This window comes from Vibrio hippocampi (assembly GCF_921292975.1).
In the GTDB taxonomy this organism is placed as follows: Bacteria; Pseudomonadota; Gammaproteobacteria; order Enterobacterales; family Vibrionaceae; genus Vibrio; species Vibrio hippocampi.
The window spans coordinates 2,086,047-2,109,716 of the sequence record NZ_CAKLCM010000002.1; the positions used below are offsets into that span (position 1 = coordinate 2,086,047).

Sequence of the window (23,670 nt, forward strand, 5' to 3'; positions counted from 1 at the left end):
CAGCTTTTTTAGCTGGCCTTTTTTATCCGCAATGAAAAGCCTCTTTTGATCCTTCAACTGCCCCTCCCTCAATGCTTGATCTTTGACCACACAAAGGATAATTTGTAACACCAAAGATATTTTAATAAAGATAAAATGTTAATAAACGGTGGTAATTCATCTAACCAACCATTAAAACTATAAAAAAACCAGTCTATTACTGTCAGGATGACAGCAAGTTGAGAGGGAGAAAGGCAATGGCTCTTTACGATCCGAGTCTTGAAAAAGACAACTGTGGCTTCGGTCTGATTGCACATACCGAAGGTCAACCTAGCCATAAATTAGTCAGAACGGCCATTTCGGCACTGGATCGCATGACACACCGCGGAGGCATCGCTGCTGACGGAAAAACCGGTGATGGCTGCGGTTTGCTACTGCAAAAACCAGACTCTTATTTTCGATTACTCGCCGCTGATAACCAATGGAATCTTGGCAAGCAATATGCCGTCGGCATGCTGTTTCTTTCACCCGATCCCGTCAAAGCACAGTCGGCTAAAGACATCATAGTGCAAGAGCTATCACAAGAAACGCTCTCGATTTCCGGTTGGCGAGATGTACCAACCAATAGCGATGTCCTCGGTCCGATCGCTAAACAATCGGTTCCTAATATTGTCCAGTTTTTTGTCTCCGCTCCCGCGGGTTGGCGTCAGCAAGATATCGAACGTCGCCTCTATATTGCACGACGACGAATTGAAAAACGTATTACCGATGACGACAACTTCTATATCTGCAGCTTATCGACACAAGTGATCGTTTATAAAGGGCTATGTATGCCCGCGGATCTACCGCGCTTCTATCTCGATCTTGCCGATCTCCGTATGGAGTCAGCGATCTGCTTATTCCACCAGCGTTTCTCAACCAACACCCAACCTCGTTGGCCATTGGCTCAGCCTTTCCGATATCTCGCCCACAACGGAGAGATCAACACCATTGAGGGCAACCGACAATGGGCAAAAGCAAGGGGTTACAAATTTGCTTCGCCTCTCCTGCCAGATTTGCAATCAGCTGCGCCATTTGTCAATGAATCCGGCTCAGATTCATCCAACCTCGACAACATGTTAGAGCTGTTCCTCGCGGGCGGTATGGATATTTTCAGAGCCATGAGAATGTTAGTGCCGCCAGCATGGCAAAATCATCCCGATATGGATGAGGATCTGAAAGCCTTCTATGACTTTAACTCCAAACATATGGAACCATGGGATGGTCCGGCGGGGATCGTGTTATCCGATGGACGACATGCGGCTTGTAACCTTGACCGCAACGGCTTACGCCCGGCTCGCTATGTGATTACCAAAGACAAACTGATTACCCTTGCTTCGGAAGTGGGGATCTGGGATTACGCTCCCGATGAGGTGGCAGAAAAAGGTCGAGTCGGTCCAGGCGAATTATTGGTTATCGATACTAAGCTGGGCAAGGTTTGGCACTCTTCAGAGATCGACAACGATCTAAAAAGTCGCCACCCCTATCGTCAGTGGATGGAACACAATGTTCATAAACTCACACCGCTTGATCTGCTACCGGACGCCCAAGTTGGTGAACGCAGTTTTGATGACTCGCAATTAAAAACCTATCAAAAACAGTTTGCGATGAGCAATGAGGAGATAGAGCAAGTCTTGCAAGTGTTGGCCGACCTTGGTCAAGAAGCGGTAGGCTCTATGGGGGACGACACCCCAATGGCGGTGCTGTCGTCAAAAGCGCGTTTAGTGACTGACTATTTCCGTCAAAAGTTCGCGCAGGTGACCAACCCACCTATCGACCCATTAAGAGAGAAACACGTCATGTCCCTTGCCACCAGCATGGGGCAAGAGATGAATATATTTAATGAAACCGATGGCCACGCCCATAGGGTAACGTTCGATAGTCCTATCCTGCTTTATTCCGATATGCAGCAACTCTTAGGGCTAACAGGGCAACATTATCAGAATACCCTCTTAGACATTAACTACGATCCACACAAACAGGATCTAAAACAAGCCATTATCGACTTATGTGATCGCGCGGAAGAGGTGGTACAAAAAGGCACGGTTATTCTTATTTTATCTGATCGAGCATTAGTGAAAGATCGCCTTCCCATTCCCGCCGCGATGGCGGTTGGAGCGGTTCAGACTCGACTGGCTAAAGCCAATCTGCGCTGCGATGCCAACATTGTTATCGAAACCGCAGCAGCACGAGATCCGCACCAGTTTGCTGTGCTGCTCGGGTTTGGTGCTACCGCCATCTACCCTTACCTCGCCTATGAAGTGCTGGGCAAGTTAATCGATAGTGGCGCACTTAAACATAGCTATCGCAAAGCGATGCAAAATTACCAAATTGGCATCAATAAAGGTCTGTATAAGATCATGTCTAAAATGGGGATCTCAACGGTCGCTTCCTATCGCTGTTCACAATTGTTTGAGGCAGTCGGTCTGCATAATGATGTGGTCGACCTCTGCTTTGAGGGGGTGACAACGCGGATTCAAGGCGCAAATTTTGATGACTTCCAGCAAGATTTATTTAACTTATCTCGAACCGCATGGACGGCACGCAAGCCGCTTGAACATGGGGGTTTACTTAAATATGTTCACAATGGTGAGTATCACGCTTATAACCCCGATGTCGTGAGCACGCTCCAACAAGCCGTTAAATCGGGCGAAAGTAACGATTATCAAAGCTATGCTAAGCAAGTGAATGATCGTCCAGTTGCCATGCTACGTGATCTACTCCGTTTAAATAAAGCGGCTCAGCCACTGCCGTTAGAGCAAATTGAACCCAACAGCGAGCTCTTCAAACGGTTTGATTCCGCGGCAATGTCAATTGGTGCGTTAAGCCCTGAAGCCCATGAAGCCTTGGCCATGGCGATGAATCAACTTGGGGGTTACTCTAATTCAGGTGAAGGTGGGGAAGATCCGCGTCGCTTTGGTACCCATCGCAACTCTCGCATCAAGCAAATTGCTTCGGGTCGATTTGGGGTTACCCCTCACTACCTCGCTAACGCCGATGTATTGCAGATAAAGGTCGCTCAAGGTGCCAAGCCGGGAGAAGGCGGTCAATTACCGGGGCATAAAGTCACGGCGGAGATCGCTAAATTACGCTACTCGGTGCAAGGCGTCACTCTTATCTCTCCGCCTCCACACCATGATATTTATTCCATTGAAGATTTAGCACAGCTTATTTTTGACCTCAAGCAGGTCAACCCAGAGGCTTTGGTTTCCGTCAAACTGGTCTCAGAGCCCGGCGTCGGTACGATTGCCACAGGCGTGGCTAAAGCCTATGCCGACCTAATCACTATCTCTGGATATGATGGCGGTACAGCAGCGAGCCCGCTGACCTCCGTTAAGTATGCTGGTTGCCCATGGGAGTTAGGTCTTGCCGAAACCCAACAAGCCTTAGTTGCCAATAATCTAAGACACAAGATCCGCTTACAAGTCGACGGTGGACTAAAAACAGGCTTAGATGTGGTAAAAGCGGCAATATTGGGCGCGGAAAGTTTCGGTTTTGGTACTGCGCCGATGGTCGCAATGGGATGCAAATTCTTACGTATTTGCCATCTCAACAACTGTGCAACGGGTGTTGCGACCCAAGATGAAACCTTGAGAAAAGAGTATTTCAAAGGGCTTCCTGAGATGGTCGTCAACTATTTTACCGGTCTTGCCAATGAAGTAAGAGGGTTACTCGCCGAGTTAGGTGTGAAGCAATTAACCGACTTAATTGGACGCACTGACCTGTTAACCGCATTGGAAGGGTTCAGTGCCAAGCAGGCTAAACTGGATCTCTCGCCTATCCTTGAGCAACCCATCTCACCGATTAATGCGCCCGTTTATTGGACTGAACCCAATCATCCGTTTGATAAAGGGGAATTGAACCAAAAAATTGTTGATGAAGCCCTAGATGCCGTGAATAGCCAAACCACATCGAGCTACTTCTACGATGTCAAAAACACCGATCGTTCGATTGGCGCTAGGTTGTCTGGTGAAATTGCCAAACGCTACGGTAATCAAGGACTGGTGAGCTCGCCAATCAAACTGCATCTTAATGGCACGGCGGGTCAATCGCTCGGCGTATGGAATGCGGGGGGTGTAGAAATCACGCTGACGGGCGATGCCAATGACTATGTGGGTAAAGGCATGGCGGGGGGCGTGATTGCGATCAAGCCTCATGTTGGCACGGCTTATAGAAGCAATGAAGCCAGCATCATTGGTAATACCTGCTTATATGGCGCAACGGGGGGCAAACTGTTTGCAGCCGGTAGCGCTGGCGAACGTTTTGCGGTGCGCAACTCAGGAACTATCGCGGTTATTGAAGGAGCCGGCGACAATGCTTGTGAATATATGACCGGCGGTATCGTGGCTATTTTAGGCGCAACCGGCGTGAACTTTGGTGCCGGTATGACTGGCGGCTTTGCCTATATCATGGACAGTAATGATAATTTTTCTGGCAGAGTGAATAACGAGTCGGTAGAAGCGATTTCCTTATCCCAACTCTACATCCATCAAGAACATTTACGCGGCCTGATTGATGAACACCTAACGGCAACTCAATCTATTCACGCAGAAGAGATATTGGCGAACTTTGATCAATGGATTCCAAAGTTCTATTTGGTGAAACCGAAAGCTGCGGATCTCAACACCCTATTAGGGCATCAGAGCCGAAGCGCTGCAGAGCTGCGTGTTCAAGCGCAATAATTGGAAGGAGCCAATATTATGAGCCAGAACGTTTACCAGTTTATCGATGTGAATCGCATCGACCCAGCCAAAAAGCCGCTAAAGATCCGCAAGATCGAGTTTGTTGAGATCTATGAGCCGTTCACCAAACAACAGGCGACAGCACAAGCCGATCGCTGCTTAGATTGTGGCAATCCATATTGTGAATGGAAGTGCCCGGTCCATAACTACATCCCACAATGGTTAAAACTCGCCAATGAGGGACGGATCATTGAGGCGGCGGAACTGTCGCATCAAACCAACAGCTTACCCGAGGTGTGTGGTCGAGTGTGCCCGCAAGATCGCTTGTGTGAAGGTTCATGTACCCTAAACGATGACTTTGGTGCGGTCACCATTGGTAATATCGAAAAATACATCACGGACAAAGCATTTAAAATGGGATGGAAGCCAGATATGTCCCATGTGCAGTGGACTGATAAAAAAGTCGCGATTATCGGCGCAGGTCCTGCTGGTCTCGCGGCGGCTGACATTTTAGTTCGCAACGGTGTCAAAGCGGTGGTTTTCGACCGCTATCCTGAGATTGGCGGATTGCTGACTTTCGGCATTCCCTCTTTCAAGCTAGAAAAAGAAGTGATGCTCAATCGCCGTCAGATCTTTACTGAAATGGGCGTGGAGTTTCAGCTTAATACTGAGGTCGGAAAAGACATCGAAATGTCCACCTTAATTCAAGACTATGATGCGGTGTTCCTTGGTGTTGGTACCTATAAGAATATGCGAGCTGGATTAGACAACGAAGAGGCTCCGGGTGTGTATGACGCCCTGCCATTTCTTATCTCCAACACCTACCGCGTCATGGGGCTCGATGACCCAAATAGCTTTATCGATATGAAAGATAAAAAAGTGGTGGTACTCGGTGGTGGTGATACCGCGATGGACTGCGTGCGCACCTCTATTCGTCAAAACGCAGAACATGTTATCTGTGCTTATCGTCGTGATGAGGCGAATATGCCGGGTTCACGTCGAGAAGTAAAAAATGCTCGAGAAGAGGGCGTGGAGTTTATGTTCAACCTGCAACCGATCGGCATTGAATTAAATAGTTCTGGGCAGGTCAATGGCGTCAAGGTGGTGAAAACTGAGCTCGGTGAACCCGATGCCGCAGGTCGTCGTCGTCCTCAACCTATTGAGGGCAGTGAACATAGACTGCCAGCGGATGCCATTATCATGGCGTTTGGTTTCCAACCCCACACTATGTCTTGGCTAGAACCTTTTGGGGTAGAATTAGACGACTGGGGCAGAATCAAAGCGGCGACGCAGCAAACCTTTGCTTATCAAACCAGTAATGAAAAAATCTTTGCGGGTGGTGATGCGGTGAGAGGCTCAGATTTAGTCGTCACCGCTATCGATGAAGGACGCAAGGCGGCTGAAGGTATACTAGACTTTTTAGAGGTTTAGCTCTATCGACTTAACATATGCCCAGTTTCGCTGGGCTTTTAGGCTAACTATGAACAAGCATCATACAACAATAAAAATCGCCTCTCTTATGGCAACAACACTACTTATCACAGCATGCAGTAACAAGGTGGATACCATGCCTGACCGCAGTCACTCTCCCTGTGGAGACAAACCAAATTGTGTCTCGACTCAAGATAGCCGAGCAGACTTTAATCTCGCCCCTTATCCATTAAAAGGGGACGTCAGCATCGATCAGATTGAGTCCATCGCCCTTAGTTTTCCAAGAGCAACAGTCGCGACTAAAGAGAGCCACTATCTGCGCGTGGAATATCGTTCAAAAGTGTTCCGCTTTGTTGACGATATGGAGATGAGAATCGAAGATGGTCAGTTGCTTGTGCGCTCTGAGTCTCGCACCGGTTATTCAGATTTTAATGTCAATCGTAAGCGTGCAGATGCTTTGCGGGACAAGTTACTGCAAGCGGATCTTATCTTTGCTGACAACCATTAGTTTGGCACTGCACCAATGCCACAACTACTGATATGCCCAAGTTACCTCGCATCTTGAGGTAACTTGGGTATATACTAGCCGCCAACAAATTCCCATTATTCAAGAGAATCACTATGAAAATCGGTATTATTGGTGCGATGGAACAGGAAGTCGCCATCCTTAAATCTCAGCTGACTGAGCAACAAGAGATCAAAAAAGGCGGTTGTACCTTCTTTACTGGCTCACTCAATGGTGCTGAGGTTGTCTTGCTGCAATCAGGCATTGGTAAGGTTGCTGCAGCTATCGGAACCAGCCTATTACTGAGTGATTACCAACCAGATGTGGTGATTAACACCGGTTCAGCGGGTGGCTTTGAGTCATCGCTCAACCTTGGCGACGTGGTTATCTCGACTGAAGTTCGTCACCACGATGCCGATGTGACCGCTTTCGGTTACGAAATTGGTCAGATGGCGGGACAACCTGCCGCATTTATCGCTGACGACCGCCTAATGCAAGTTGCTGAACAAGCGTTAGCACAAATGGAAGATACCCACGCGGTTCGTGGTTTGATCTGCACGGGTGATGAATTTGTTTGCCGTCCAGAGCGCCAAGCAGCGATCCGCAACCACTTCCCGGGCGTCATTGCTGTTGAGATGGAAGCATCGGCCATCGCGCAAACATGTCACCAATTCAACACCCCCTTTGTTGTGGTTCGCGCCATTTCTGATGTCGCCGATAAAGAGTCACCAATGAGTTTTGAAGAATTCTTACCACTAGCAGCGAAAAGCTCTTCTGAGATGGTAGTTAAGATGGTTGAACTGCTTAAAACCGCAGCTTAATCCTTCGCTGTATCACAAGGAACTTTGATGAACTCTTTATTTGAGAGTTTTTATGGTGGCGGCGCACTGCTGATTTTATGGGGTGCGCTGATTACAAACCTACTACTCCCTATTCCAACCACTCTGCATCCCATCCATTGGTGGCGACAAATCGCTGAGCTCGTCTCGAACAAAGTTAATCAAGCGAACGCCAGTGCTTCACAGCAAACTTTGGCTGGCACCTTGGCGCTAGCCTTGCTTATGTTGCCCGCCCTAGCGGTATTATTGGCTCTTGAGCCTTTAGTGTGGCAACAAAACCTTTATCAATTAGCCTTGCTGATTCTCGCAATGGACTGGCGCAACACTGAGCTATTTTCACGTCAATTGATCCAATTTATGTCCAAAGAAGATAAGACCGAGACCCGACGACTCCTAGAGCAGAAGTGCAACCGCGAAACCACCAGCCTTTCATTGCTTGGCTTAGGCAAAGCGGGGGCTGAGACAATGATTCTGAGCTTTTCACGACAAGTGATTGGTGTCCTATTTTGGTATGCGTTAGCGGGAGGCATTGGTGCGCTATTTTATCGCTTGCTACTCGAACTCGCTCGCCTATGGAGTCCATACAAACCCCGCTATCAACACTTCTCGTCGGCGACACATCACCTGTTTATCCTTATGGACTATCTCCCTCAAAAATTGTTTTCAATGTTAGCGCTGCTGGGAAGCTCAGTGTCTGTGATCAAGCAATCGCTAATACAGAGCAAAGCATGGCATAACCACGCGACCGCTTGGCTACTGACCGGCTACGGCAATAAGTTTGAGCTTTCATTGGGCGGACCTGCTATGTATGGCGAAGAGAAACTGCAACGGGCAAGAATTGGCGGAAAAGTTGCCCCTGCGACTTACCACTTGGCTCAGGTACATAAGCACCTCTCAACCCGCCTTTATATTTGGCTTACCCTACAAAGCCTAATTTTGGTTGTCATTCATCAAGGATTTTAGAATGAGAAGCATCATCTTATTAATAACGAGTCTACTGGCAAGTCAGGCTGCTTTTGCTGCGGCACAACGTGTTATCAGCCTTGCACCCCATACCACCGAGTTAGCTTACGCCGCTGGCTTAGGTGACAGCATGATTGCCGCCAGTGACTACAGTGACTATCCAGAAGCCGCATTAGAACTTGAAAGAGTCGCTAATTATCAGGGCATCAACTTAGAACGAATTGTTACCCTAAACCCAGATCTTATATTGGCATGGCCGGTAGGCAACGCCCAAAGAGAGCTAGAAAAGCTGGAAAAATTAGGCTTTGAAATTTTCTACTCTTCAACAGGATCGTTAGAAAAGATCGCTGAGAATCTAGAGCGACTGAGTCACTACGCCGATGATCCTCAAATTGGTCTGAAGGCAGCTCGTGATTTCAGAACGCAGCTGGCAGAAATCGAATCCAACACTCACTCGAAAGAGCCGGTTTCCTATTTTTACCAACTGAGCGAAAAGCCGATGATTACCTTAGGCGGTAAAAGCTGGCCTAATGAAGTATTTGAGTTTTGTGGCGGTAAAAACATATTTGCGCAGAGCAAAGCTCCCTATCCTCAAGTCAATATGGAACAAATCATTGTTGCCAAACCTCAAGCTATCTTCACCTCTGAACATGCCATTGCGCATCATCAATGGTGGCTGAAATGGTCCAATGAACTACCAGCAGTATCGAAAAATCATATCTGGTCACTTACGTCTGACTGGCTAAATCGCCCAACACCTCGTACTCTTTTGGCTATCAAAGAAGTCTGCCAACACTTTGACACCATCAGAGAATCTAACCTCGCTAAAGATTAACGGAGCTTCCCCTCAAGTAACCAGCCATCCCATAAAGAAATGCGCATAGAAAATTTGCAAACAAAGGCTGCGTAAATAAAAGAAGTTGCGTAAAATCCGCCTACTTCATTATTTCTTTTTATGAGTCTTAAACCGTGGATTCCATGCTCTATTTCGTCGATTTATTCGGAACGGCTATTTTTGCTATTTCAGGTGTGTTGCTTGCTGGACGTTTAAGGATGGACCCCTTTGGTGTCACTGTGCTGGGTGCCGTAACGGCGATTGGTGGCGGTACGATTAGAGATCTAACTCTCGGCGCGACGCCTGTTTTCTGGATCACCGATACCACTTATTTATGGGTCATTATCATCACTTGTATTATAACTATGCTGTTGGTGAGACATCCCAGACGACTTCCTTGGTGGGTGCTGCCTGTCTGCGACGCCATCGGTCTTGCGGTGTTCGTCGGCATTGGGGTAGAAAAAGCGTTAACATTCCAAGACTCTTATCTTGTCGCTGTCATCATGGGCGTTATCACCGGTTGTGGTGGTGGTATTATTCGCGATATTTTAGCGCGTGAAGTGCCTATGGTTCTGCGCCGAGAAGTCTATGCGACGGCTTGTATCATCGGTGGCGTATTCCACACCTGTGCCCTGTCACTTGGCGCTTCTCAAGAGTCAGCATTTTTGAGCAGTATCATTGCCACCTTGGTGATTCGACTGGGCGCGATTCGCTGGCAGCTATCTCTGCCTACTTTTGCTTTGGAAAGATAACTAATGCTTTGGAAAGATAACTAAGCATCCGATGCGGATTAACCGCTAATCACAGCCCCAAACTGCGTGAATAAGCCTTCTGAGAAAGAAGGCTTATTCATATCTACTCAGGTAATTTGTCAGAGTTTGTCAGATCCCCGTGTTCAAGCGCTATTATTCTTGCTCTCCGTTTAGTATGTTGTTTTATACCTAACTTTTTTATAACTGATTTTTCATATCCAAGTCACCGAACGACACGAGGTTCAGCGAGATGTTGTTTGATCGCTATCAAACATAAGCTACCAAGCAAACTCGCCGCAGGGAACCCTTTTAATAGAGCAGGAAATCGAAATAAATGGACATTACTTTTTCCAACATAAAACTCAGTGACCCAAGAGAATTAAGTATTCCTTATTGGCAACTCAAGCAAGGTCAACACTGGGCAATTTTTGAAACACAAAACAAAGTAGGCGCTTCAATCGCAGACTTACTTTGTGGTGAATTGATGCCTCAACAGGGCAATATTGATGCAGGTAAGCGTCATATTGAGCAAGTGTCTCTACAATCTTTACAACGTTTACTCGATCATGAAGATGCCAATGATGACACTGACTTTCTCGACCGCATTGATTATGGGCGAACGGTTCATACACTTGTCTACGAGCATGCGCAGAATGAGCGAGTCGCTGAGCAGTTACTACAAGATCTCAACCTGATCCCTTTGCGTGAGCGTGGCATCAAGCAACTTTCCACTGGTGAATCTCGCCGCCTGATGATCGCTATCGCCATATCGAAAGCACCAGACTTGCTGGTTTTACACGATCCTTTTTCCGGATTAGATATCCACCATCGAAAACTATTATCTGAATACCTCTACTCTCTCTCGATCCACATTCAGATGATCGTCATAACCTCACGACAAGATGAAATTCCTCGTTGGATTGATCAGGTCGCTTTATTCAATGGTGGAACATTAGATCAGGTTCTGAGCTTTGTTGAATGGCAAAACCATCCCGTCATTGCTCACTTAAAAGCGCAATCTGCCGAACAGAGTCAACACTGGTTAACACTTATTCGTAAGCATAAGCAACAACATCAGTTCAATGATCCCTTAGTCTCGATCACGGATGGTAAGGTTGAATACGTCGATCAGACAATCTTTACCAATGTGAATTGGCAGATCAAACGTGGCGAACACTGGCAAATCCGTGGACCTAATGGTTGTGGCAAAAGTACTCTGTTGGGACTGATCTTTGGTGATCACCCACAATGCTACAGCAATGATATCCAGATCTATGGGATGCAGCGGGGCAGTGGCGAAACCGTTTGGGATATCAAAAAACACACCGGCATGGTATCCAGCGCTCTACACGCTCAATATAAAGTGAACTGTAGCGCACTCGAAGTGCTGTTGTCGGGTTTCTATGACTCGATTGGTCTGTATGACAACCCCAGCAAGCGCCAGATTCAAACCGCGAATGAATGGCTGACGATATTGCATCTACAACATCTCGCTCAACAAGGTTTCAAATCATTCGAGTACAGCCAACAACGTCTGCTGCTTATCGCACGAGCCATTATTAAGCAGCCTTGTTTATTGATTGTTGATGAGCCTTACCAAGGTCTAGACTTCCTAGGTCGACAGTTGGTGATGAATACCTTGGATATGATTGCGCAAGAAAACCTCAGCCAATTACTCTACGTCTCACATCACAAGGAAGATACCCTTCCCAGCATCGAGTATTTTGCTGACTTTGAATATCGTCCACAGCAAGCATGCTACTCCCTTGTGATCCATCAGGCACAAAAAAGCCCACTTATTTAAGTGGGCAAAGAGGTTGTCTTAGGGGCAGTCACCTGCCCCTTAGTTTTTATCTCTATTCAGCTTTATTGATTAAGCCTTGTTCACCTGAGCGTGAAGCTCTTGAACGGATGTCACTGACGCTTTTGCATCCGCAGTATGAGACATGCATGTAGCAAATGCCGCATTTAGCGTTGTGGTATAGTTCACTTTCTCAGCCAACGCACCGCGACGTAGAACTTTTGAGTCTTCAATCGCTTGACGACCCGCTGCGGTGTTGACGATATAGGTGTACTCATTGTTCTTGATACGGTCAAGAATGTGTGGACGACCTTCGTGCACCTTGTTAACGAGACGAGGGTTAATGCCCGCTTCACCAAGAATAACCGCAGTACCGTGTGTCGCATCCAATTGGTAACCAAGCTTAGTTAGCTTAGACGCTAGGTCTACAACGCGCTGTTTGTCGCCTTCGCGAACAGACAGTAGCGCACGGCCACCTTCAGGGTAAATATTGCCACAACCGAGTTCTGCTTTCGCATAAGCTTCAGCAAAAGTGGCACCGACACCCATCACTTCACCAGTAGAGCGCATTTCTGGACCTAATAGTGGATCAACACCCGGGAACTTGTTGAATGGCAGAACCACTTCTTTCACCGAGTAATAAGGAGGAATAATCTCTTTGGTGAAGCCTTGCGACTCAAGAGATTGACCAGCCATCACACGCGCGGCAATCTTAGCCAGTGGTGCACCAGTTGCTTTAGACACAAACGGTACCGTACGAGCGGCACGAGGGTTGACCTCGATTAAGTAAACATCGTTGCCTTTCACTGCAAACTGAGTATTCATAAGACCACGAACACCGAGTTCAAATGCCAGTTTCTCAACCTGTTCACGCATCACATCTTGAATCTCTTGGCTTAGCGTGTAAGCCGGTAGAGAACATGCCGAGTCACCTGAGTGAACACCCGCTTGTTCGATGTGTTCCATGATACCGCCGATCACCACACGCTCACCGTCACAGATAGCGTCGATGTCTACTTCAGTTGCATCATCAAGGAAACGGTCTAGTAGTACTGGAGACTCATTCGATACGCTTACCGCTTCGTTAAAGTAACGACGCAGATCTTGCTCGTCATACACGATTTCCATCGCACGACCACCAAGAACATAAGATGGGCGAACAACCAATGGGAAGCCAATTTCTTTAGACTTCTCAACCGCTTGCTCCATAGTTGTGACTGTTGCGTTTTCTGGCTGTAGTAGCCCTAAACGCTCAACCGCAGCTTGGAAACGCTCACGGTCTTCTGCACGGTCAATAGCATCTGGACTTGTACCGATAATTGGCACGCCCGCCGCTTCAAGTGCACGAGCCAGTTTCAATGGCGTTTGACCACCGTACTGAACAATCACACCTTTTGGCTTTTCGACACGGACGATAGCAAGAACATCTTCTAACGTGACGGGTTCAAAGTACAGACGATCCGATGTGTCGTAGTCCGTTGATACGGTCTCTGGGTTACAGTTAACCATAATGGTCTCGTAACCATCTTCACGCAGTGCTAGTGACGCATGTACACAACAGTAATCGAATTCGATACCTTGACCGATACGGTTTGGACCACCGCCCAGAACCATGATTTTGTCTTTATCGGTAGGCTGTGCTTCACACTCTTCATCGTAAGATGAGTACATGTAAGCGGTGTCTGATGAGAACTCAGCAGCACAAGTATCCACACGCTTGTAAACAGGGTGAATATCGTACTGGTCACGCAGACGACGGATTTCGCTTTCAGCGACACCTAATAGTGTTGATAGACGAGCGTCAGAGAAACCTTTGCGCTTCATAGTACGCAGAACGCTTTCAGTTAGACCCGCAAAGCCACCGGCTTTCACTTGGTCTTCCAGCTTCACGAGTTCTTCAATTTGAACGAGGAACCAGCGGTCAACTTGCGTTAGGTTGAAAACACCGTCAACTGATAGACCAGCACGGAATGCATCGGCGATATACCAGATACGCTCTGCACCCGCTTCTTTAAGCTCGTGACGAATCTTAGACAGTGCATCTGGAGAATCTAGGTCTACCATCTCGTCAAAGCCATTCACACCGACTTCTAGACCGCGGAGTGCTTTTTGTAGTGACTCTTGCTGGTTACGACCAATCGCCATTACCTCACCCACTGACTTCATCTGCGTGGTTAGACGGTCGTTAGCACCGGCAAACTTCTCGAAGTTAAAGCGAGGGATCTTAGTCACAACGTAGTCGATAGTTGGCTCAAACGATGCTGGCGTCGCGCCACCAGTGATGTCATTCATCAACTCATCTAGAGTGAAACCTACCGCCAGTTTGGCCGCGATTTTCGCAATTGGGAAACCCGTTGCTTTAGAGGCTAGAGCTGAAGAGCGAGATACACGTGGGTTCATCTCGATGATAACCATACGGCCATCTTTCGGGTTAATACCAAACTGTACGTTAGAACCACCAGTCTCAACACCAATCTCACGCAGTACCGCTAAAGAAGCGTTACGCATTAGTTGGTACTCTTTATCTGTTAGAGTCTGAGCCGGTGCAACTGTGATTGAGTCACCAGTGTGGATACCCATAGGGTCGAAGTTTTCAATCGCACATACGATGATACAGTTGTCCGCTTTGTCACGAACCACTTCCATTTCGTACTCTTTCCAACCGATTAGCGACTCATCAATCAGCAGCTCGTTAGTTGGGGAAAGGTCTAAACCACGACGGCAGATCTCTTCGAATTCTTCTTTGTTATAAGCGATACCACCACCGGTACCACCCATCGTAAATGATGGACGGATGATACATGGGAAACCAACCATATCGAGGACTTTATAAGCCTCTTCCATGGTTTTCGCGGTATCGGCACGAGGACAATCAAGGCCGATTGATTTCATCGCTTTATCAAAACGTGAACGGTCTTCTGCTTTATCAATCGCATCCGCCGTTGCACCAATCATCTCAACGCCAAACTCTTCAAGAACGCCTTGACGCTCTAGTTCAAGCGCACAGTTAAGCGCAGTCTGACCACCCATAGTCGGTAGTACCGCATCTGGACGCTCTTTTTCGATGATCTTGCGCACGACTTCCCATTGAATTGGCTCGATATAAGTCGCATCTGCCATATCAGGGTCAGTCATGATCGTTGCTGGGTTAGAGTTAACTAGAATAACTCGGTAACCCTCTTCGCGTAGCGCTTTACACGCTTGGGCGCCAGAGTAGTCAAACTCACAAGCCTGACCGATAACAATTGGGCCAGCACCAAGAATTAGAATACTTTTTAAGTCAGTACGTTTTGGCATTCTCAACTACTCCGAATTACGCTTTATGTTCTTTAATGAGTTCAATGAAGTGGTCAAACAATGGCGCTGCATCGTGTGGACCTGGGCTCGCTTCAGGGTGACCTTGGAAGCTGAACGCTGGCTTATCTGTGCGGTGGATACCTTGCAGAGTACCGTCAAACAGTGACTTATGCGTTGCACGAAGGGTTGCAGGTAGCGTCTCTTCGTCAGCAGCGAAACCGTGGTTCTGAGAAGTAATCATGACCACATCGCGGTCAAGATCTTTAACCGGGTGGTTAGCACCGTGGTGACCAAACTTCATTTTCACTGTCTGCGCGCCAGAAGCAAGCGCAAGGATCTGGTGACCTAAACAAATACCGAAGATAGGCAGACCTTTTTCTAGGAATACTTTTGTCGCTTCAATCGCGTAAGTACAAGGCGCTGGGTCACCAGGACCGTTAGAAAGGAAGACACCGTCTGGATTAAGTGCAAGCACTTCTTCTGCAGGCGTTTGTGCCGGTACCACCGTTAGGCGACAACCACGGTCAACAAGCATGCGTAGGATGTTACGCTTAGCACCAAAATCGTAGGCAACGACATGGAAAGGCAAGTCACTATCGGCTTTTGCTTCAGGTAGACCACCGGTTAACGTCCAAGAACCTTGCTTCCATTGATAACTCTCTTGAGTCGTCACTTCTTTCGCAAGATCCATGCCTTTCAGACCAGGAAACTCTTTCGCCTTCGCTAACGCCAGTGCTTCATCTAAGTTGTTACCTGCAACGATACAGCCGTTTTGGGCACCTTTTTCACGCAACAAACGAGTCAATTTGCGCGTATCGATATCAGCGATACCCACAATATTTTGTGACTTCAGATAATCTGAAAGAGACTGTTCATTACGGAAATTTGAAGCGATAAGGGGAAGATCGCGAATCACAAGGCCTTGTGCGTGGATAGCTGAAGATTCTTCATCTTCTGAGTTAGTACCAGTATTGCCAATGTGTGGATAAGTAAGGGTGACGATCTGTTGAGAATAGGAAGGATCAGTGAGGATTTCTTGGTACCCCGTCATCGAGGTATTAAAAACAACTTCACCAACGGATAAACCATCTGCTCCAATGGAAACACCGCGGAACACTGTCCCATCTTCTAGGACTAACAGTGCTGATTTACTCAAGACAACCTCCAGAATAAAAATGCATAAATTTAAAATTAAATTGCAAATTTGCCTTCCTTGACGCGTTAACTATGCGTTTTAGATAGTGCAGACAAATTGGCGGTATTCTAATGACGCAGATCACAACTGTCAATAATTGCAGAAAAATAAAATTAATTTTTTCTATGATTCAGCAAAAATTGGCATTAAACCTCTAAAAAACTACATTTAAGGTGCATTTTTTCACCAGTTAAGGCTTAGCATACCTAATTACTACGTTTAGCAATCCTCAAATCAACGTTAAGAATTTCAACTTTTGCGCAAACGCTTACCAAAGTCACTTTTTTGCTATAAATGGAGCAAAATGAACAAATCAGCCATTAAGACTCCATTTACCACAACAAAAAGCAACGATAGTGATGTTTTTTTACTCAAACAGCGCAACTCACACTAAAACAGAGATATTACGTACACCACCCTATAACTAAATGGGAAACGAATAGTTATGTCATCAGCGCTAATGGGAATAAAAAGGCTAACGGCATAAAAAAAGCGCCGATAGGCGCTTTTCATTAAATACTGTCTAAACCGAGAACCTCAGTCATGGTGTAGAAACCGGCAGGTTTACTGTCTAACCATACGGCGGCTCTCACTGCACCGTTAGCAAAGGTCATTCTATCCGTCGCTTTGTGTGTAATCTCAACACGTTCACCAATATCAGCAAACATGGCAGTATGCTCGCCAATGATGTCCCCAGCTCGAATGGTAGCAAAACCGATTTCATCTCGACTTCTTTCACCGGTAATGCCCTCACGAGCATAAACAGCGACATCACTCAGTTCATTGCCCATCGCATTGGCAATGGCTTCACCCATACCAATCGCCGTTCCTGATGGTGCATCCACTTTATGACGGTGATGTGCTTCAACGATTTCGATATCAGTATAGTCACCCATCACTTTCGCCGCTTTCTCTAGTAATTTAAAGACTAGGTTAACGCCAACACTGTAGTTTGGGGCCATAACAATAGAGACATCTTTGGCAGCACTGTCGATCAAGGCACGCTCTTCTTCAGAGAAACCCGTTGTACCGATAACAATCTTTTTGCCATATGTCTTACAAAGTTCAATATTCGCAAGGGTCGTTTTTGGTGTAGTGAAGTCAATAATGACGTCAAACGCTTCAATCGATTTATTGAGGTCTTCAACAAGGGCTACATCAAATCGCCCTTCACCACAAAGCTCACCCACATCGACACCAACTAAAGACGACTCTGGTCGCTCTGAAGCCGCACCTACTTGGGATTGCTTATTGTGAAAAGTTGCTTTTACGAGGTTGCGGCCCATACGGCCAGCGGCTCCTGCAATCGCAATTCGTACCATTGCGTTATTCTCCTTTGTGATTTTGCTACCAATGTAGCGTAAACGTATCGGGGTCGCCAGTAGTGTGAAGAGTTTAGCGATACTTTTTCTGAACTTTTTCTACAATCGGACGATTCGCTTCTGGGAAGGTAAATTGAGCAAGTGTTTCAATCGCTACCCACTGACTCTCTTGCCCCTCTTTTCCATAAGGTTCAGCATTAAATTGTGTCACTTCATAGAAGTCGAACTTAAGTTTCTTTTCGGGGTAATCAAAGCTAAATTGTTCAAAAAGGCTCAACTCAGTCACCTCTATACCCAACTCTTCAAACAGTTCACGCTTCATAGCTTGCTGTGAGGTTTCATCACTCTCTACTTTCCCACCGGGAAACTCCCAAAAGCCACCTTTGTGTACATGGTCTGGGCGTTTAGTGATAAAAAGGTGCGTCTTTGCCGAGTTAAGGATAATGGCAGCAACAATATGTGTTCGTTTCACAATGTGTTCTCAAAGATAAATCTTGTCGTCCACACTAGCGCCAGTTAAGACTAAAATGCAAGACAACAAGTAAAAAAAGAGCCGCTATATAGCGACTCTTCTTTTCATCGGTCTAGCAAGATTATGCAATCTTACCGTGACACTGTTTGTACTTCTTACCGGATCCGCACGGGCATGGCTCATTACGACCGACTTTGCGATCTTCACGAACCATTGGTTGGTGTGAATCATCCGTCGCGTCGCCATCGGCAAGCTGATTTTCCGCTTCAGCATGTTGAGCTTTTGCTAAACGTGCTGCGGCTTCAGCCTGAGCTTGACGCTGAGCTTCCATACGCTCAACCTCTTCTTGCTGTTGCACTCGAACTTTAGACAAGATAGTAATCACGTCCATCTTCAGTGAGTCTAACAATTGCTCAAATAGCTCAAACGATTCACGCTTGTACTCTTGTTTCGGGTTCTTCTGTGCATAACCACGCAAGTGGATACCTTGACGAAGATGATCCATTGCAGCCAAGTGCTCTTTCCACAAAGTGTCCAAGGTTTGCAGCATGACTGACTTTTCAAAGTTACGCAGCACTTCCGCACCAACGACTTGTTCTTTCTCCTTGTATACAGTCACTGCATTTTCAAGGATCTTCTCACGTAGTGCTTCTTCATAGAGTTTATCGTCTTCTTCCAACCAAGATTGAATTGGAAGCTCAAGATCGAAATCATTCTTCAAACGCTCTTGCAGACCTGCAATGTCCCACATGTCTTCTAAAGATTGTGGCGGGATATACTCATCCATGACCAAGGTGAACACATCTTGACGGTTGTGAGCCAGCATATCGCTGATATCATCCGCACTCATTAGCTCATCACGCAGTTCATAAACCACTTTACGCTGGTCGTTGGCAACGTCATCAAACTCTAGTAGCTGTTTACGGATATCGAAGTTACGACCTTCGACTTTACGCTGTGCTTTTTCAATGGAACGAGAAAGCATCTTACTCTCGATCGCTTCACCTTCTTCCATACCGCTTTGAATCAGGCTTGCCATACGGTCAGAAGTAAAGATACGCAATAGCGTGTCTTCCATTGATAAGTAGAAACGTGAAGAACCCGCATCACCCTGACGACCAGAACGACCACGTAGCTGGTTATCGATACGACGCGATTCATGGCGCTCAGTACCAATGATGTGTAGACCACCAGCTTCAAGTACCTTGTCATGGACTTCTTTCCATTCAGCTTTAATCGCTGCGATCTGCTCTGGAGTCGGGTTTTCGATTTGGTCGACTTTTGCCTGCCAACTACCACCCAACACAATATCAGTACCACGACCAGCCATGTTAGTTGCGATAGTGACCGCGCCTGGCGTACCCGCTTGCTCAACGATTTCCGCTTCTTTCTCGTGGAATTTTGCGTTTAGAACACTGTGCTTGATCTTAGCTTGCTTCAAAGCGTTAGAAAGGAGTTCCGATTTTTCAATCGATACCGTGCCCACCAAGATAGGCTGACCTTTTACTGAGCGCTCTTTAATATCTTCAATAATCGCGTTGAATTTTTCCGTTTCAGTACGATAAACCATGTCAGGCATATCATCACGAACCATCGGCTTGTTGGTTGGGATAACCACGGTATCTAAGCCGTAGATTGACTGGAATTCAAACGCTTCGGTATCAGCGGTACCCGTCATACCTGATAATTTTTCGTACAGACGGAAGTAGTTCTGGAAAGTAATCGAAGCAAGAGTTTGGTTTTCATTCTGAATTTGAACCCCTTCTTTTGCTTCTACCGCTTGGTGTAAACCTTCAGACCAACGACGACCTGGCATAGTACGACCAGTGTGTTCGTCAACGATAACCACTTCGCCTTCTTCACTGACGATATAATCAACATCTTTTTCAAACAGCACATGAGCACGAAGAGCGGCATTTACGTGGTGAAGTAGGCTGATGTTAGTTGGAGAGTAAAGGGTGTCTCCCTCTTCCATCAGGTCGTTATCCATCAGTAACTGTTCAACAAATTCTTGACCCGTTTCAGTCAGGTGAACCTGTTTCGATTTCTCGTCAACGGTATAGTGACCATCGCCGCGATACTCTTCTGAATCTTCTTTATCTTGACGCTCAAGTTTAGGGATCAGCAGGTTAATTTGGCTGTAGAGTTCGGAGCTATCTTCTGCTGGACCGGAAATGATCAACGGCGTACGCGCTTCATCGATTAAGATCGAGTCAACTTCATCGATTACCGCAAAGAAACGCTCGCGCTGTACGCGGTCTTCTGCACGGAAGGCCATATTGTCACGCAGGTAATCGAAACCAAATTCGTTGTTTGTTCCGTAAAGAATATCCGCTTGATATGCCGCTTTTTTATCGTGTGGCGCCATGTTGGGTACGTTAACGCCAACCGTCATGCCTAGGAATTCAAATAAAGGTCGGTTCGTTTCAGCATCTCGCTTCGCTAGATAATCGTTAACGGTAACGACATGTACGCCTTTGCTTGGAAGAGCATTTAAATAAGCTGGTAGTGTTGCTGTCAGCGTTTTACCTTCACCAGTACGCATCTCTGCAATTTGACCACTTTCGAGAACCATACCACCGATTAACTGCACATCGAAGTGACGCATGCCAAACACACGCTTAGATGCTTCGCGAACGGTAGCAAATGCTTCTGGTAGAATATGATCGAGTGTTTCGCCTTTATCTAAACGCTCACGAAATTCAATTGTTTTCGCTTTTAATTCTTCGTCAGACAACGCTTCGAACTGTGGCTCGTAGTTATTAATCTGTTTTACGATTTTTCTTAGTCGACGCAATGTTCTGTCGTTGCGACTACCAATGACCTTGGTCAGTAGCTTAGTAATCATTGTATTTTATTTCTCTCTACCATTAGATCGTAATGATCTATTTTAAATGCCTTCCGTCTCGATTTAGGTCACTGAACCATACTGAGATCATATCCACTTCTGCTGATATTGAGTCCGAAGGTTGAAATTTCAAGGTGCTCATATCAATTAATGGCACATAGTGTAAGGAATTTTTAAGCGAACAACAAAGCATCAAGACATACTATCCGCCATTAGTTTGATGTATTTAGAACTTTTATGGCGAGATCGAAGAAGAATTGCACAATTATTAATGCAGATTATCAAATCAAAGCTTGCCGCTTATTGTTAGAAAGACAAATAGAGAGGCAAAAAATTGCCGCTTTACGCGGAGTTAACACTAATTTAGGTATAAAAAAATCAGGCTCAAGAGCCTGATTTTCTGTTAATTCATATGCTGAATTTCAATTACGCAAGAACCATTTATGCAAGAACCATCGTTGGGTCGGCAAAAGCGACAGGGGACTCGACTTCTTGTTCGAAGGTTGCCCATTCCCAAGCTTCTTGGTCAGCCAATACCGCACGCAATAATTGGTTGTTTAGACCGTGACCAGATTTATACGCCGAGAAATCACCAAGAATGGCATGACCAGCCATATAAAGGTCACCAATCGCATCAAGAACCTTGTGAGTCACGAATTCATTCTCGAAACGTAGACCTTCTTCGTTCAGGATTCGGTACTCGTCCAGTACGATTGCATTATCGAAACTGCCACCTAACACCAAGTTTTGTGATTGAAGATACTCGATATCACGCATAAAACCAAAGGTACGAGCGCGAGAGATCTCTTTAATAAAGCCTTGGCTAGAGAAGTCAAAAACAAGTCTCTGTTCATCAGCATCAATGGCTGGGTGATTGAATTCGATTTCGAAATCCATTCTAAAACCGTTATAAGGTTTTAGCTCAGCCCACTTATCACCATCTTCAAAGCGCACAGGCTTCTTAATACGAATGAATCGCTTCGGTGCATTCTGCATCTCAATACCTGCTTGTTGCAGCAGATAAACGAACGGGCTTGCACTGCCATCCATAATTGGAATTTCTGGAGCATCAACTTCAATAACTAAGTTATCGATACCCATACCAGCAAGCGCTGCGTTTAAGTGTTCTACTGTTGAAATACGAACACCTTCATCGTTGACCAATGCAGTACAAAGCATAGTATCTCGTACAGAGAGAGGATCAGCTGGGAAATCTACCGGTGGGTTTACGTCAGTACGACGGTAAACGATACCTGTATTAGCAGCAGCTGGACGCAAAGTTAGTGTTACTTTACGGCCAGAATGGAGACCCACCCCTACTGTAGTCACTATTTCTTTAAGCGTACGTTGTCTGATCATCTGAAAACCTCTCAATCTACGCTACAAATATCACTGATGATAATGTAAGCAAGCGCGAATCCTACCCAGTTTTTTGAGCTATGTCAAATTTGACCAAGTGTTCAGTCAGCTTGACGACGCAAAAATGCAGGGATATCCAAGTAGCCACTTTCTTTCTCTGGCTTGTTAGCAACCGCTGCGCTACCTGCTGACGGCGAGCCTTGAGATGGCGTCTGTGCCGCAGTTTGAGGTTTCGCCTCTGTGCTACCTTTGGCATTAACATGCAATGTTTGTGCCTTGTTGTCTTCCATACTTGCTGCTGGCGTTGCCGGTGCTGTCGTTTGAGCAGGTGCTGTTTGCGCTTTACCGCCAGTCACTAAAGTGATATCTGGTTTGCGCTCGTTTCCAATACCTGTCGCGACCACAGTCACACGAATTTCATCGCTCATATCTGGGTCTAGAGAAGTACCGATAACCACTGTTGCATTGTCAGAAGCAAAAGCTTTAACTGTGTTACCCACCGTCTCGAACTCGTCTAGGCGCATATCGAGACCCGCTGTGATGTTAACCAGCACACCGCGAGCTCCCGCTAAGTCGATATCTTCTAAAAGAGGGCTAGAAATTGCCATCTCTGAAGCTTCTTCAGCACGGTCTTCGCCTTTAGCAATACCGCTACCCATCATCGCATGACCCATTTCCGACATCACTGTTCTTACATCAGCAAAGTCGACGTTAATCATGCCAGGGCGAGTAATCAACTCTGCAATACCTTGTACTGCATTTTTGAGTACATCATTGGCACTTGCAAAAGCTTCTAATAAAGTAACACCACGACCTAGAACCTTAAGTAGCTTTTCATTTGGAATCGTGATTAGAGAATCAACGTGCTTTGACAGCTCTTCGATACCCTGTTCCGCAAATGCAAGACGCTTTTTACCTTCGAAGCTAAATGGCTTAGTCACCACCGCTACCGTTAAGATTCCAAGCTCTTTAGCTACTTCAGCAATAACAGGCGCTGCACCAGTACCCGTACCGCCGCCCATGCCAGCTGCTATAAACACCATATCGGCGCCAGCAATGCTTTCTTTAATTCTTTCTTTGTCTTCTAGAGCAGAATCACGTCCAACTTGAGGGTTTGCACCCGCACCAAGACCTTTAGTGATATCACCACCAATTTGGATCACACTGTTAATGCTCGTCTTTTTCAACGCCTGAGCATCAGTGTTAACACTGATAAACTCAACGCCTTCAATAGATTCGCGAACCATGTGTTCTACAGCGTTACCACCGCCACCACCGACGCCAACAACTTTAATTACCGCTTCGTCAGACATTTCCATCATCGGTTCAAACATTTGTTATCTCCGTTTTC

Annotated in this window: 15 protein-coding genes; 8 read left to right on the forward strand and 7 right to left on the reverse strand. The window is 46.3% G+C overall.

Annotated elements, in window-relative coordinates:
• The first annotated feature begins 236 nt into the window (after positions 1 to 236).
• The 8 genes from gltB (at position 237) to L9Q39_RS11785 (ending at position 11,829) form a co-directional block, all read left to right on the forward strand.
• Positions 237 to 4,700: a glutamate synthase large subunit gene (gltB, locus tag L9Q39_RS11750; RefSeq protein ID WP_237485226.1), complete on the forward strand. Its 4,464-nt coding sequence runs from the start codon at positions 237 to 239 to the stop codon at positions 4,698 to 4,700.
• 18 nt (positions 4,701 to 4,718) lie between these two features.
• Complete coding sequence (locus L9Q39_RS11755; protein ID WP_237485227.1) at positions 4,719 to 6,131, forward strand: FAD-dependent oxidoreductase; 1,413 nt, start codon at positions 4,719 to 4,721, stop codon at positions 6,129 to 6,131.
• Positions 6,132 to 6,180: 49 nt separating this feature from the next.
• Positions 6,181 to 6,639: a DUF1499 domain-containing protein gene (locus tag L9Q39_RS11760; protein ID WP_435532818.1), complete on the forward strand. Its 459-nt coding sequence runs from the start codon at positions 6,181 to 6,183 to the stop codon at positions 6,637 to 6,639.
• A 113-nt stretch (positions 6,640 to 6,752) separates the two neighbouring features.
• Entirely contained in the window at positions 6,753 to 7,457 is a 705-nt protein-coding gene (gene mtnN, locus L9Q39_RS11765; protein ID WP_237485228.1) for a 5'-methylthioadenosine/S-adenosylhomocysteine nucleosidase, read from the forward strand.
• 27 nt (positions 7,458 to 7,484) lie between these two features.
• Positions 7,485 to 8,438, forward strand: coding sequence for a cobalamin biosynthesis family protein (locus tag L9Q39_RS11770; protein ID WP_237485229.1), 954 nt, complete (start codon positions 7,485 to 7,487; stop codon positions 8,436 to 8,438).
• Position 8,439: 1 nt separating this feature from the next.
• Positions 8,440 to 9,273: a vitamin B12 ABC transporter substrate-binding protein BtuF gene (gene btuF / locus L9Q39_RS11775; RefSeq protein ID WP_237485230.1), complete on the forward strand. Its 834-nt coding sequence runs from the start codon at positions 8,440 to 8,442 to the stop codon at positions 9,271 to 9,273.
• A 134-nt stretch (positions 9,274 to 9,407) separates the two neighbouring features.
• Positions 9,408 to 10,025: a TRIC cation channel family protein gene (locus L9Q39_RS11780; protein ID WP_237485231.1), complete on the forward strand. Its 618-nt coding sequence runs from the start codon at positions 9,408 to 9,410 to the stop codon at positions 10,023 to 10,025.
• 334 nt (positions 10,026 to 10,359) lie between these two features.
• Entirely contained in the window at positions 10,360 to 11,829 is a 1,470-nt protein-coding gene (locus L9Q39_RS11785) for an ATP-binding cassette domain-containing protein (protein ID WP_237485232.1), read from the forward strand.
• A gap of 69 nt (positions 11,830 to 11,898) precedes the next feature.
• Here L9Q39_RS11785 and carB read toward each other — a convergent pair whose 3' ends face one another.
• From carB to ftsZ, 7 genes are all read right to left on the reverse strand, one after another.
• Complete coding sequence (gene carB / locus L9Q39_RS11790; RefSeq protein ID WP_237485233.1) at positions 11,899 to 15,123, reverse strand: carbamoyl-phosphate synthase large subunit; 3,225 nt, start codon at positions 15,121 to 15,123, stop codon at positions 11,899 to 11,901.
• A gap of 16 nt (positions 15,124 to 15,139) precedes the next feature.
• Positions 15,140 to 16,279, reverse strand: a complete 1,140-nt coding sequence (gene carA, locus L9Q39_RS11795) for a glutamine-hydrolyzing carbamoyl-phosphate synthase small subunit (protein ID WP_237485234.1) — start codon at positions 16,277 to 16,279, stop codon at positions 15,140 to 15,142.
• Between the two features lie 551 nt (positions 16,280 to 16,830).
• Positions 16,831 to 17,640, reverse strand: coding sequence for a 4-hydroxy-tetrahydrodipicolinate reductase (dapB, locus tag L9Q39_RS11800; protein WP_237485235.1), 810 nt, complete (start codon positions 17,638 to 17,640; stop codon positions 16,831 to 16,833).
• Between the two features lie 73 nt (positions 17,641 to 17,713).
• On the reverse strand, positions 17,714 to 18,112 hold the full coding sequence (gene mutT / locus L9Q39_RS11805; protein WP_237485236.1) for an 8-oxo-dGTP diphosphatase MutT: 399 nt from the start codon (positions 18,110 to 18,112) through the stop codon (positions 17,714 to 17,716).
• Positions 18,113 to 18,233: 121 nt separating this feature from the next.
• Entirely contained in the window at positions 18,234 to 20,960 is a 2,727-nt protein-coding gene (gene secA, locus L9Q39_RS11810) for a preprotein translocase subunit SecA (RefSeq protein WP_237485237.1), read from the reverse strand.
• A gap of 441 nt (positions 20,961 to 21,401) precedes the next feature.
• Positions 21,402 to 22,319, reverse strand: coding sequence for a UDP-3-O-acyl-N-acetylglucosamine deacetylase (gene lpxC, locus L9Q39_RS11815; RefSeq protein WP_237485238.1), 918 nt, complete (start codon positions 22,317 to 22,319; stop codon positions 21,402 to 21,404).
• 101 nt (positions 22,320 to 22,420) lie between these two features.
• Positions 22,421 to 23,653, reverse strand: a complete 1,233-nt coding sequence (gene ftsZ, locus L9Q39_RS11820) for a cell division protein FtsZ (protein WP_237485239.1) — start codon at positions 23,651 to 23,653, stop codon at positions 22,421 to 22,423.
• Positions 23,654 to 23,670: the final 17 nt, after the last annotated feature.